The sequence below is a fragment of the Porphyromonas sp. COT-239 OH1446 genome (genome assembly GCF_000768875.1).
Lineage (GTDB): Bacteria > Bacteroidota > Bacteroidia > Bacteroidales > Porphyromonadaceae > Porphyromonas.
Window position 1 is genome coordinate 21,462 of record NZ_JRAO01000016.1, and the last position, 13,562, is coordinate 35,023.

Here is a 13,562-nt window from a genome sequence, read left to right on the forward strand (position 1 = left end):
CTCCGTCCTCCACGATGAAGATCCTAGCTGTAGGGTTCAACTATCCCAGCCACCGAGACGAGCAGGCGCATAGTCAAGAGCTCCCCTCAGATATGTCGGAGCCGATCATCTTCCACAAGGGCGACTCGGTGCTGCGTCGGGGGATGCCTTTCTTCTTACCCGACTTTGGCTCTCGCATCGAATACGAAGCTGAACTCGTTGTGCAGATTAGCCGTGTGGGCAAGTGTATTGCCGAGCGATTTGCTCATCGTTACTACGAGCGGATCACCCTCGGGATCGACTTCACGGCAAGAGATCTACAGCTGCAGGCCATTGCCCAAGGGAGGCCGTGGACGCTTTCTAAGGCCTTCGACAATGCTGCAGCCGTAGGCGAATGGATCTCCAAAGAGGAGCTTGGCTATCCCGAGCAGCCTATCCCCTTCTCCCTACGGGTAGATGGGGCGGTGGTGCAGCAGGCTAGCAGTGCAGAGATGCTCTATAGCATTGATCGGGTCATTGCCTACGTCAGTCAGTTTCACACGCTCAAGATGGGCGATTTGATCTTTACCGGTACTCCTAGTGGTGTTGGTGAGGTGAGGATTGGCCAGCTGCTCGAGGGCTATATCGGGGAGCGGCGTGTCCTACAGATCCCAGTCAAATGACCTCGGGGTTCGTCCGAGAGCTCGAAGTTCCTGTCTAGGCGACCTCGAGAGAGGTCTCTTACCTCGCCTTACTTCATCTATTCCCCCCTCCCTCGTATGTGCAGATGCGCATTCGGGAGGGCCTGGGCTGAGCTCTCGGGAGGACTTCCCCCGAGCTCCTATATAGGGCCTCTCTCTCTCCTCCAATAGGGCCGCAGCCGAGGTCTCGGCAGATGCTCTCTCGAGGCTCAGATAGGATCTCACTTGAGACCCAAATAGGAGTTCACTTACGATCCTATCTGAGTCTCCATCGAGATCTAGGTAGGAGCTCAAGGGGGGATTACCAGGACTTAGTTTGGCGGAGAATAAGTACCTTTGCCTAGGAGACGGACAAAGCCTCCATATTACCCCATACAGATGAAGATCAATAGTGTTATCAGGCAACTAGGCCTGCTCCTCCTCGTTGGGACGAGCGGCATAGCTGCACTCTATGCCCAAACGAAGCAGCTAACAGAGGATCAGCTCAAGGCGCAGACCTTCTATTATCAGGGTGTGCTCGAAGCCAAGCAAGAGCGGTGGCACGAAGCGCACAGCCTCCTAGACTATAGCTACCGCCTAGACTCAACGAGCACTGAGACCATGTACGAGCTCGGACGGGTGTGCATGGCCCTCGATCAGCTACAGCGAGGATTGGAGCTGCTGCGCAAGGCCCACAGACTTGAGCCCCAAAATAGAGACTACATTGAGGGCCTTATGATGGGCCTCGAAGCCAGTCATGCCAACGAAGAGGCTATTCAGATCGCTCGAGACTGGCTCTCAAAGCATCCCGAGGACGAATATATCTCCATGCGGCTCGGGCAGGCCTACCTCAACTCGGGTACGATCGATAGTGCAATCCGCGTTTACAATAGACTTCAGCAGACCAAAACGAAGGATCTACCTGCCTTCATGCGCCTGGCCTATATCAAGGCCCGCATCCATGGTATGGCCTCGAGAGATCAGGAGGCGATGGGTGAATACAGACGTGTCGTCGAGACCTTCCCCCATGAGCTAGAGCCCAAGGCTCAGTACGCCTCTCAGTTACTTGAGCGCAGAATGCTGAGCGAGCTGCCCGAGCTGCTCAAGACCCTCGAGCAGGAGGACTACGAGGCCATGCCCCTAGCCCTCCTACAGATCGCCTATTACTCGGCTGCTCAGCATCCTGACTCGGCCATACAGGTACTCAAGCGCATAGACCGAGAGCACCTGGCCTCGGGGGGAGATCAGATCAATATCTGGTACTCCTTCCTCCAAGAGCAGAGGGGTAAGACCCTCCTCATCCCCCAGCAGTACAATCATCACCTCGATAGTCTATTGGCCTTGCATCCCGAAGACCTACGTCTTGTGCTGGGCTATGCTAAGATCCTGAGACAGCAGGCCCAGTATCGTAAAGCCATTCAGGTACAGCTTCCCTTCGTAGAGGTCGAGCCGCAGAATGTCGAGCTGTGGGACGGCATCATTGGAGATGCAGTCTCGGCAGAGGACAACAAGCTCGTCGAGGAGCTCTCGCTCAAGGCCATCGAGCACATACAGACCAATTGGCGGTATTATCTCTTTGCCTGCATTGGGCTCAGAGAAGAGCCCGAGCAAGCTATGGCCCTGGCCCGTAGAGGGCTACAAGAGCTCCCCAGTTCCGAGACCTGGGGTCGCAGCATCCTGCTTGGATTGCTGGGTGATTATCTCCTCGAACAGGGCCGGGTCGAGGAGAGCTTCAAGCATTATGAGGAGGCGATAGAGCTAGAACCCAACAATCCCTCCGTCCTCAACAACTACGCCTATGCCCTCGTCGAGCGAGATGGAGACCTCGACAAGGCTGAGCGTATGGCCGCCAATGCCGTGCGCCTACAGCCCAAGGATGTGAATGCCCTAGATACCTTCGCCTGGATATACTACAAGCAGGGTCGCTACACCATGGCCCGCCTCTATCAGACCGAGGCTCTTACAGTGGCAGGTAAGGACGCCTCTCCTGTGCTCTACGACCACATGGGGGACATCAAACACGCCCTAGGCGACATCGGGGCAGCCCGTGAGGCCTGGGGCAAGGCATTAGAGCTCTACACCCAAGAGGGAGAGCATGAGAAGGCCAAGCTGGTCTCTGACAAGCTAAAGGGTAAGCTCAAGCAAAGCAAGCCCAGCAAAGACAAGAAAAAAGGAAAAAGTAAATGAGATCCCTCCCCATCCTCCGCCTAGGCAGCCTCTTTGTGGCCCTAATCGTCCTCCTGCTGACCCTAGGGGCTTGTAGTACGAAGCGTCGAGCTCAAGCCCCCTCGGCGAGTGTGCGCCAAGAGAAGGCAGCCATACTCACCGCCCTAGAGCGTCAGGCGGGTTCTTGGCAGGGCCTGAGAGCTTCGCTACAGATGCAGCTCTCTCTAGGCCAACGCTCTGTCAGTTCTCGTGTCAGTGTGCATTGTATTAGAGGTAAGGGTATTCGTATGAGTGCAATGCCCTTCCCCCTGATCGAGGCAGCTCGAGCTTGGTTTACCGAGGAGGAGGTGATCTTGGTCGATCTGATCGGCAGACGTTATGCTCAGGAAAGCTACGAGACACTCTCTAGCATGCTCGGTCTCAAGATCACCTACGAGCAGATCGAAGCCCTACTCCTCGGTCGGGTCTTCTCCCCTGAGGGTACGGGGACGAGCCCCCTGAGAAGGCTTACTTTCAAACCACTAGCTCCCGCGGGTGCAGAGCTGAGCTATCGAGCACGAGGGGGGTACGAGTACGCTTTCGTTCTCGACGAGGGAGCTCTGCTGTACACCTCCAGCCTCCTAAGATCAGGTTCAGAGCTGTTGAGGGTCGAATACTCGAGGCACAACACCCTCGACGAGGTTGGATCTATGCTGCCTGGTGAGGCGATCTACAGCTTCATGGGGCATACCCCTACAGCTGCACCCCGAGCTCGGGTTGAGGTCCAGTGGAGCAGAACCACGATCGTAGAGCCCGAGGAGCTGAACATCCAGCCCAACGTGCGCTCGGGCTATAGTCGCATAGGGATAGATAAGATCATAGAGCTCATCAAGAGATTTAGTTAGCATGCAAATACGCAAGTGTATCGCCCTCATCCTCTGCCTCGTCCCACTCTGGAGCGCAGAGGCGCAGACGAGGAAGTCAGCACGTGTCCGTGCCCTGGAGCAGGAGCGAAATAAGATGCTCAAGCAGATCGAGAGCACAGACAAGCAACTCAAGAACATCAAGCACAATGCCCGTACCGAGCAGCGTCAGCTCGAGCTTGTACGCCGCCAAAAGGCTCAGCGCACGGCTATGCTGCGCCATCTCGGCGTAGAGATCGCCGCCTTACAGGGAGATATAGACTCATTGGCGTCCCGGGTGCGCTCGCTGCACAGTCGAGAGCAGCAGTTGCTCGAGCAGTACAAGAGGTCGATCCTTGCCCTGGGGCAAGGGATGCAGCGAGAGGATCAGTTGCTCTTCATCTTCTCTTCGCCTACCCTAGAGCAGGGCTTGCAGCGCAAGCACTTCCTCTCTCGCTATGCCTCTAGCAGCAGACGCACGGCCCAGGAGCTGCATGAGACGCGAGAGGAGATAGAGGCCAAGCAAAGAGAGCTCACCACCAACCATGAGAGCAAGCTGGGTCTGCTCGCCCTAAGAGACCGAGAGCGAAAGAAGCTCGAGAGCGAGGAACACATGCACTCCTCTCAGATCCGCACCCTCAAGGGTAAGGAGGAGGCCCTGGCCCAAGAGCTCAAGAAGCAACGCTCCGAGGCCACAGCCCTCGAGCAGAAGATCGAGGAGCAAATCGCCTACGAGATAGAGCAAGAGCAGCGTCGCCGAGCGGAGGCCAAGCGTAGGGCAGAGGCTAGACGCCGAGCAGAGGCTAAGCGTCGGGCAGAGGCTAGACGCAAGGCAGAGGCCCAACGCATAGCCGAGGAGCGTCGTCATGCTGCGACGACACCAGCGAGCCCTACCGAGGTCGGGGAGGAGACTCTCGAGGAAGAGACCAGCCCAGCCGAGGAGGCCAGCACGACGAAGAGCCGCTCTAGAGGCAGGGCTAAGGCCACAGCCCGAGAGGCTGCCGAGTATGAGGCATCGGAGGCGATGGAGATCAAGCTCTCGGGCAGCTTCACTCGCAATAAGGGACGCCTTCCCATGCCCGTACGTGGACGCTATACGATTACTCGCTTCTTCGGCCTACAGAAGCATAACGAACATAGCCGTGTACAGGTCAGCAGTGGTGGGATCGATATCCGCCCCTCTAGTGATCGTAGGGCCTATGCTGTCTTCGATGGAGTCGTGCGTAGCATCTTCGCAACGCCTGGCTATGGCACATCTATTCTCGTAAGGCATGGAGACTATCTCACTTCGTACTCGAATCTCTCCTCGATCAATGTACGCCAGGGACAGAAGGTCAAGGCCGGAGCCGTCCTCGGCAGTATCTCCACAGCTGGCATGGGCGATCGGGCAGGTACGCTGCACTTCCAGCTCTGGCGTGAACGAACCAAGCAGAACCCTTTACTATGGCTCAAAAGATAGTTGCTACGATCGGGAGCTTCGATGGGGTGCATCGAGGGCATCTGCAACTCCTTGGCGAGCTGCTTCAGCTCGCCAAGGAGTTCGAGGGGAGAAGCTTTGTCTTCACCTTCGACCGCTTACCTGCAGCCCTACTGCACCCTGAGGAGGCTCCCCGTCTGCTCACTAGCCTGGCGGAGAAGTGTGAGCGGCTCTACGCCGCTGGGGTGGATGAGGTCGTTGTGCTGCCCTTCTCGGCCGATCTAGCACGGATGACCTCCGAGACTTTCATGCGAGATATCCTGCGCAGTCGCTATGGGGTCGATGTACTGCTCATAGGCTACGATCATGTCTTCGGCTCAGATCGGCTGTCGAGTTTCGATGAGCGGGTTGCTATCGGGCGGAGGTTGGGCATCGAGCTGCGACAGGCTCAGGATATTGCCCGCAGTGGAGAGGTCGTGAGCTCGAGCCGCATTCGGCGTGCACTCGCTGTCCCAGGGGGGATAGAGCAGGCCAATCAGTTGCTCGGCTACGGCTATCGTCTCAGAGGCAAGGTCGGGCGAGGGCAACAGATCGGACGAACGATTGGCTTCCCCACAGCCAATATTATCTTAGAGGATGAGGGCAAGCTCCTCCCCTCGAGCGGTGTCTATGCCGTTCGGGTCTATCTCGAGCACGAGGAGAGCTCCCTTGGGGGAATGCTCTACATCGGTACTCGGCCTACGGTTGATGGCTTGGGGCAGGTTGTAGAAGTGCATCTCTTCGACTACTGTGCCGATCTCTATGATCGAGAGATAGAGGTTGAACTCCTGGCCTATATCCGTGGCGAGAGCCACTTCGCCTCTCTTGAGGCCCTGCGCCAGCAGCTCTCGCTCGATGAGCAGCACTGTCGAGCGCACCTCGATCGGCTAGCAGATTAAGCTCTCGCCTCTCGTAGCCCCCTTCACATCTTCGGTGAGCCCCTCAGCCACACTCTCCAGAGACAGTCGATCGAGACTTCGGTAGGCTCTCGATCGAGCTCTCGTCTATAGCCTCTATTGAGGTCTAGATAGGATCACTACCGAGGCTCAGATAGGACTTCACCCGAGCTCCTACTTATGTCTCTGTGGAGGTGTAGATAGGACTTCCCCAGGGGGGCTATCTAGGCTTCTGCACAGGATCTGGTAGCACCTCGTTAGAGAGCCTATTGGATTGAGATCGACGAAGCGTAGGCACACGCCGAAGAACCTCCTTTTGACGAGCACTTTTTTGCATATTATCCCTCTATTTAACCCTGCCTGCAAGCTCCTCCCTAGGCATTATAGCCTCCTAGTGGGCTGTGTAAAGATTGTTTGTGTCCAGTGCATAAGTCCTTATAGGATCGACCCTTATTGACTTCTCTTCGATGTGCATAACTGTGTGTATAAGCTGTTCCTATTTTAGTAATGATTTGTTTTATAGTGAAATAGCTATGCACCGTTGGATGTGCATTACTGACAATGGTAAATGGCTGGAAACAAACTGGATATAGTCCGAATGAAAAAAACAACCCTTCGGACGTTTTTTTCTTACCCTTTATTTGCTCAACTTTGTACTCCATTCTCGAAGCTCTTTGGGCAGCCTCATTGGTGTCTCCGAGCTCATGTGGAAAACAGAACAAAAAGCATTGATATAAGGTAAACGACTACTAGATTTTATGCCCGACGCTAGTCATATCAACGAGCTCTGGGGGAAGTGCCGTGCATTCCTCTCTCAGACGCTCAATGAGCAAACGATGAGGAATTGGATCGATCCGATCAGACCCATATCCTTAGAGGATTCTGTCCTCAAACTCTGGGTGCCCTCGGAGCACTTCTGCGATTATCTGGAGCAGCATATGCGCAAGGAGATCGAGGTCATGCTACAGCTTTTCGTAGGCCGTAGTGCTGACATTGAGTTTGAGTTTCCCCGAGTAGGGGAGGCCGCACAGGCTCAGACAGAGGAGGTGGCGCAGGTTGATAGAGCCATGGCATCGGGCAACTATGTCTCTTACCTGAACCAATCCCTACGTTTCGACACCTTCATCGAGAGCGAGTGTAACCGTATGGCTCGTACGCTGGCCTATTCAGTTGCCACTTGCCCTGGACAGTCTCCGCTCAACCTGCTCTTTATTCACGGCCCTAGCGGGGTGGGTAAGACCCATCTCTGCCAGGCTATCGGCCAGCATATCCAGCAGGAGCACCCTCGTCTGCGTGTGTGCTATGTGTCCAGTGCCAAGTTCGAGAACCAATACACCCGTGATGCTCGTCAGAGGGGCAAGACCTCCTTCATCGAGTTTTATCAGCAGATGGATGTCCTCTTGATCGACGATATCCAGGGGCTCATCGGTAAGACCGGTACGCAAAAGGCCTTCTTCGAGATCTTCAACCACCTTTATCTGCTCGGTAAGCAGATTGTGCTGACCTCGGATGTGCCCCCAGTGGACTTTATTGGGATGGAGGAGCGCATGATCACTCGCATTCAGAGCTCAGTGGTCATTAAGCTCGAACGCCCGGATATTGAGCTGCGTCGTAAGATCCTGCAGACCAAGGTCGCCGAGAGCGGTGTCTCGCTCGGCAACGAGATCGTCGAGATCATCGCCGAGCGTATGGGGCGCAATGTGCGTGAGCTAGACGGTACGATCAAGACATTGATCTCCTATTCTCAGCATGGCAAGCGTACCATCGATATGAACCTTACCCGACAGGTGATGAGCAGCAGTATCGTCATGGACAAGCCCGAGATCACTATGGAGTACATCCAGCAGCTTGTCTCTGAGCGTTACAACATCGACCCTAAGCTCCTCTATGGGAGCACCCGTAGGGCCGAGGTGGCTCTGCCTCGACAGATCGTCATGTACATGACCAAGAAGTACACGAGCCACTCCTATAGTGCTATCGCTGAGCGTCTCGGTAGACGCAATCATACGACCGTGATGCACGGGGTCAAGACGATCACCGACCGCATGAGTGTCGATCCTGTCTTTGCCGAGAGCATCACTTCGCTCGAGCAAGCCATCACCCAGGGCTGATCTAGCGAGCAGCAGCCCCATACCCAAGAGGATGAGTACCAGCCCTGAGAGTCGAGACACCTACTACACTATCTCCGCCAAGGCCGAGGCGCAGTATAGCGAGAAGCGAAGCAAGTTTCTCGCTTTTGCGTTTCCTGTCGAGACCGAGGCTGAGGCACTTGAGCGGGTAGCAGCCCTCAGACAAGAGTATTACGATGCTCGACATGTGTGCTGGGCTTATCGCCTAGGGCACGAGGGGGAACGTACCCGATCCAATGATGATGGCGAACCCTCGGGTACGGCGGGGAAACCGATCCTCGGGCAATTGGTCTCGGCCGATCTGACCAATATCATTGTCTTAGTTGTCCGTTACTTCGGGGGGATTAAGCTCGGCACCAGCGGCCTCATCGAGGCCTATCGGGAGGCTACGATAGCTGTCCTGGCTGAGGCCGAGACCTTAGAGTGCGTCATCGAGGAGGAGCTCAGCGTGGCCTTCGGCTATGGCCTCATGGGTGAGGTCATGCGTGCGGTGAAGGATAGCGGAGCAAGGGTCTTGGAGCAGGATCTGCGTGAGAGTTGCCGCCTCAGGCTCTCCATTCGTCGAGGTGATGTCGCAGCACTGCGGGCTCGCCTCGAGCGACTCTACGGCCTTGAGCTCCTTGGCTCTGAGTAGCCCTAACCCCCGTCGAGACCCCCTAGGGCCTCTCTGCCATGAGTCTTATTATCTATCCTCAGCCCTCCGTGCCTCTCCAGTAGGACAATGCGTTGCTGTGGTGTATGAGGTTTGTCCGATTTTTTTTGTAGATTTGTCCAATCGATATAATAGTCGGATACAATCACCATGCGTACTACTCTCATGAGCATTGCCGTCGCACTTTTGTTCGGCTCTAGCTCCGCCCTTATGGCTCAGACCGAGGTTTTCCGATACGAGGCGACCGCCGAGACGGGCTACGGCGTTGTCTATACACTCCCACGCACCGAGATCGAGATCGAGGCGACTGTCCTCGAGCATGTCTATATGCCTGGCCCTCTACGTGCCTATGCTGAGAAATACCTTGCTCAGCCAGCGGGCCAGCATCAGACCAAGCAGTATAGTCTCCTGAGCCTCAAGATCAAGGGGATTGGTTTGCCCGATACCACTAAGCGTTATGTCGTAACCTTTGACAAGCGTACGGTTGCCCCCTTTGTCAAGCTCACCCAAGACAATATTCTACACTCCATCAATGCGGGCGAAGGCCCATGCTCGGAGACTAAGGCTCAGCCGCTCGTCTTCGCAGAGCCTGACCGCAAGCTCCCCTCCCTGCCGCGAGAATATGCCCAGGCTGGGAGTGTGAACAAGCAGGCAGAGGTAGCTGCCTCTCACCTCTATGAGCTCCGCGAACGGCTCTTGGGTGTGGTTACGGGTGAGGTTGAGCAGATGCCTAAGGATGGCGAGGCTATGCGCCTGGTACTCGACCAGCTGAAGGCTGAGGAGCGTCGCACCCTACGTCTCTTCATGGGAGATACCACTCAACGAACCATCACGCATACCCTACGCATCAGCCCTGATGGCAACGATATTCAGTCTCGCATACTCTTTCGCTTCTCTCCCGACTGGGGGATCGTGGACGGAGACGACCTCTCAGGCGATCCCGTTTTGCTGAACCTCAAGGTCATCGAGCGTGCACCCGAGCTGAGCGAGAAGGAGCGCAAGAAGCTCGCCAAGATCGAGGGCATCATGTACAACGTCCCTGGGGTCGCCGTCGTGAGCGTTTCGCTCCTGGGCAAGGAGCTCTCGAGCGAGCGTATCTCTCTGACTCAAGCCGGAGGGATGCAGTCCCTGACCAAGAAGATGTTCAACGTCAAGGATAAGACTGGCCCATCCGTCTACTTCGACATTCATAGCGGGGCAATTGTCAGCATTCGACAGGAATAACCTTCATACGAGATCCATTCAGCTACAGACAACTTGTAAACAATCTAAAAGTATAACTCTTTAACTCAATCAGCTATGCTCAACAATCACCCCAAAGGACTACTAGTCCTGGCTTTGACCAACATGGGAGAGCGGTTTGGCTACTACACCATGCTAGCCATCCTGGCCATCTACATGCAGGCCAAGTTCGGGTTCTCCTCCGGAGAGACCAGTATCATTTACGGAGCTTTCCTCTCCCTTGTTTACTTCCTCCCTATCTTGGGTGGCCTGATCGCCGACAAATGGCTCGGTTATGGTAAGACCATTCTTTTGGGGGTGATCATCATGTTTAGTGGTTACCTCCTCTTAGCCATGCCTGCGGAGAACAACCTCTTTGGCAAGATGATCATGTTCTCTTCGCTCTTCCTCATCTCTGCGGGTACGGGTCTTTTCAAGGGAAATCTACAGGCTCTCGTGGGCAAGCTCTACGACAAGCCCGAGTATTCGGGTTCACGAGATATTGCCTTCTCGATCTTCTACATGTTCATCAATATTGGTGCTTTCTTCGCCCCCAGTATGGCGAACTTCATCAACAACAATGTCCTCGAGAAGTCGCAGTTCGTCTACGATGCTAACATCCCCAACAACTACGTAGCCCTCAACAATCAGGTCGTAGACAAGACGGCTTACCTAGCAGACTTCATGGCCTCACACGAGAGCTTTGCTACCGAAACGGAGAAGAAGCAGGCACAGATCTTGAAGAAGCAGAAGAGTGAGGATGGGGTGATCTTTGCCGAGGATAAGGAGCAGGTGCTCTTCAACCTCAAGGCAGCAGGGCTCTATCAGATTAGCCGATCGGGCAAGCTCTTAGGCGTAGACTATCAGCTCTCGCAGAAGGAGTATGAGCTGCTTGAGAGCCGCAGTCAGGAGGACAAGGCCGCCAAGCAGGCTGTGATCGATAAGGTCAATGCTACTCCAGAGGAGGCTCTCGCAGGCTTCTTCGCCGAGGAGGGTAGTGATAAGCTCTTTGCAGAGCGATTTGGCTCGGCCTATGTGAGCAAGTCTCTCTCCTCCTCCTACAGCTACTCTTTCGGTGTGGCCTGCATTAGCTTGATCATCTCGATCTTGGTATTCCTCTTCTGGCGCAAGTCCTGGAGCGAGGCTGACGTGAAGATCAAGAAGAAGGGCCAGCAGCACGCCAGCACTGCCGATGTACCCCAAATGAGTGCCCATGAGGTGCGTGAGCGTATGATTGCCCTCTTCCTCGTTTTCTTTGTGGTGATCTTCTTCTGGATGTCTTTCCACCAGAATGGTCTGTGTATGACCTTCTTCGCCCGAGACTATACGATGAGCAGCATCTCCCCTGCGGAGAACATGTTCTTCTCCCTGCTCTCCCTCCTGCCCGTAGTGGTCTTCCTCTATGGTATCTATCTGACCTTCATTGGCCTTTTTGGGGGGCGCAAGGATCCTAAGTCTGGGATCTTCCTCATGGTTTCGGGTTTGGCAGCACTCGTGGCCTACTACCTGACCAATGTGTCTCAGAGTGAGGAGATCATCAAGATCACTCCTCAGATCTTCCAGCAGTTTAACCCGTTCTTCATCATCATCCTCACGCCTGCCGTCGTTGAGATCTTCACGCACTTGGGCCGCAAGGGTAAGGAGCCCTCTGCCCCTCGTAAGATCGGTATCGGGATGCTTATCGCAGCTGTAGGCTTCGTGGTGCTTGCTCTAGCCTCTATCGGTCTGCCTGACCCTGCTTCGTTGCAGGGGACTTCGGATGTACTGGTGTCGCCCAATTGGCTGATCGGTACTTATCTCGTATTGACTATCGCCGAGCTCTTCCTCAGCCCTATGGGTCTATCTTTCGTCTCCAAGGTTGCTCCCCCTCAGTACAGTGGTCTGATGCAGGGCGGTTGGCTGGCAGCTACTGCCATCGGTAACTTCCTCGTCGGCGTGATGGGTACCTTCTGGGAGGAGCTCTCTCTAGTGGCCTTCTGGAGTGTACTGGTGGTTTGCTGTCTGCTCTCTGCCGCCTTCATCTTCTCTGTGATGAAGCGTCTAGAGCGTGTAACTCAGTAGTCGCTTCGCAGATCTAAGGACGATGCGAAGGCAAGTACTTCGACATGGCATTGCCCTGCTGCGGTTCTCTCGATGGAGCCGCAGCAGGGCAGCTGCTTTCCGCTCCCTCGGCTGGGTTGTGCGTATTGGTCACCTCTCCGCCTCAGTACTCTCGAGCCTTGCTCGTAAGAGCCGTACCTTGGCCCTGGAGGATGCTCTGGCTCAGCCCTTGGCTCAGAGGGCCTCTCGGCTGGATGATGAGCGGGACGAAGACGAAGCCTCGCTTCTACTCTCCCCCCTAGGGGCTGCTCTGCTCTCTCTCGACTGTAGACAAACGAATTCTCGAGCCTGCCCTCTCTCGGGCAAGGCCTATTACTTATCTCTACCCCCTACCTTGAGCGAGCCTAGACAGGCCCGTCCAGGGTGGGGGATTTTGCATACCGACCCTCTTGGACGGTATGCTCTACGATCACTTAAATCTGAATGATAACAAAGATCAAAGAGCGCATCCTCTCTGGTGGTGAGATCACCCACGAGGAAGCTCTTGCTCTGCTGAATACCCCCGACAAGGACGAGCTCTATGAGGCCGCCCATGAGATCACGGAGCACTTCATGGGGGACAGCTTCGACACCTGCTCCATCATCAACGCCAAGAGCGGCAATTGCCCTGAGGACTGCAAATGGTGTGCCCAAAGTGGACACTATGCCACCTCAGCAGAGAAATATGCCCTCGTAAGCCCCAGCGTGTCTGTGGCGCAGGCGACCTACAACCACAAGCAGGGTATAGGCCGCTTCTCCCTCGTGGCCAGCGGTCGCCGCTCCTCGGACAAGGAGATAGACCTCTTGAGCATCAGCTATCGGGCGATCAAGAAGGCTAACCCCAGCCTCAAGTGCTGCGCCTCCCTGGGTCTGCTGCGAGAGGATCAGCTACGCAAGCTCTTCGAGAGTGGAGTAACGACCTATCACTGCAATATGGAGACTGCTCCGAGCCACTTTGCAAACCTCTGCACCACCCACACCCAGCAGGACAAGGAGGAGACCCTCGAGGCAGCTCGACGGGTCGGGATGCGTATCTGTAGCGGAGGTATTATAGGGATGGGCGAGACGGCCGAGCAGCGCATTGAGTTGGCCTTTTATCTCAAGAGCCTACGGGTGGAGAGCATCCCCTTCAACATTCTACAGCCCATCCTCGGCACACCTCTGTATGGCACTACGCCCTTGACAGAGGAGGAGATCCTCACGGCGATTGCCCTCTTTAGACTGATCAATCCCCGCTCCTTCTTGCGCTTCTCAGGAGGGCGAGCTCAGCTGAGTGCTGAGCTACAGCGTAAGGCGATCTATGTAGGGGTCAACTCCGCCATCACAGGCGACCTGCTCACGACCATTGGGCAGCAGGCCAAGGACGATATGGCGATGATCGAGGAGTGTGGCAAGGTGAACCGCTCTGTCGATTGGGAGGTAAGCTACGACTTCTAAAACCTAG

General features: G+C 55.4%; 11 protein-coding genes. All 11 read left to right on the forward strand.

Annotated elements, in window-relative coordinates; genetic code table 11:
- Nucleotides 1-14 precede the first annotated feature (14 nt).
- The 11 genes from HQ37_RS04385 to bioB all read left to right on the forward strand — a co-directional run bounded on the left by HQ37_RS04385 (nt 15) and on the right by bioB (nt 13,555).
- Nucleotides 15-641: a fumarylacetoacetate hydrolase family protein gene (locus HQ37_RS04385; protein ID WP_036880984.1), complete on the forward strand. Its 627-nt coding sequence runs from the start codon at nt 15-17 to the stop codon at nt 639-641.
- A 396-nt stretch (nt 642-1,037) separates the two neighbouring features.
- Nucleotides 1,038-2,825, forward strand: a complete 1,788-nt coding sequence (locus tag HQ37_RS04390) for a tetratricopeptide repeat protein (RefSeq protein WP_036880986.1) — start codon at nt 1,038-1,040, stop codon at nt 2,823-2,825.
- Nucleotides 2,822-3,688 carry a DUF4292 domain-containing protein gene (locus tag HQ37_RS04395; protein ID WP_036880989.1) on the forward strand — a complete coding sequence of 289 codons (867 nt, stop codon included), beginning with the start codon at nt 2,822-2,824 and terminating at the stop codon, nt 3,686-3,688. Before HQ37_RS04390 ends, HQ37_RS04395 begins: the two co-directional genes overlap by 4 nt.
- 1 nt (nt 3,689) lies before the next feature.
- Complete coding sequence (locus HQ37_RS04400; RefSeq protein WP_036880991.1) at nt 3,690-5,144, forward strand: murein hydrolase activator EnvC; 1,455 nt, start codon at nt 3,690-3,692, stop codon at nt 5,142-5,144.
- On the forward strand, nt 5,129-6,040 hold the full coding sequence (gene ribF / locus HQ37_RS04405) for a riboflavin biosynthesis protein RibF (RefSeq protein ID WP_036880993.1): 912 nt from the start codon (nt 5,129-5,131) through the stop codon (nt 6,038-6,040). The genes HQ37_RS04400 and ribF overlap by 16 nt, the downstream gene beginning before the upstream one ends.
- 755 nt (nt 6,041-6,795) lie before the next feature.
- On the forward strand, nt 6,796-8,148 hold the full coding sequence (dnaA, locus tag HQ37_RS04410) for a chromosomal replication initiator protein DnaA (RefSeq protein ID WP_036880995.1): 1,353 nt from the start codon (nt 6,796-6,798) through the stop codon (nt 8,146-8,148).
- A gap of 31 nt (nt 8,149-8,179) precedes the next feature.
- Nucleotides 8,180-8,800: a YigZ family protein gene (locus HQ37_RS04415; protein WP_036880997.1), complete on the forward strand. Its 621-nt coding sequence runs from the start codon at nt 8,180-8,182 to the stop codon at nt 8,798-8,800.
- 168 nt (nt 8,801-8,968) lie between these two features.
- Nucleotides 8,969-10,042 carry a DUF4831 family protein gene (locus tag HQ37_RS04420; RefSeq protein WP_036880999.1) on the forward strand — a complete coding sequence of 358 codons (1,074 nt, stop codon included), beginning with the start codon at nt 8,969-8,971 and terminating at the stop codon, nt 10,040-10,042.
- Between the two features lie 75 nt (nt 10,043-10,117).
- A complete protein-coding gene (locus HQ37_RS04425) occupies nt 10,118-12,100 on the forward strand; it encodes a peptide MFS transporter (RefSeq protein WP_036881001.1) in 1,983 nt (660 codons plus the stop codon).
- 22 nt (nt 12,101-12,122) lie between these two features.
- Nucleotides 12,123-12,566 carry a hypothetical protein gene (locus tag HQ37_RS04430; protein WP_036881003.1) on the forward strand — a complete coding sequence of 148 codons (444 nt, stop codon included), beginning with the start codon at nt 12,123-12,125 and terminating at the stop codon, nt 12,564-12,566.
- Nucleotides 12,563-13,555, forward strand: coding sequence for a biotin synthase BioB (gene bioB / locus HQ37_RS04435; protein WP_036881006.1), 993 nt, complete (start codon nt 12,563-12,565; stop codon nt 13,553-13,555). The genes HQ37_RS04430 and bioB overlap by 4 nt, the downstream gene beginning before the upstream one ends.
- Nucleotides 13,556-13,562: the final 7 nt, after the last annotated feature.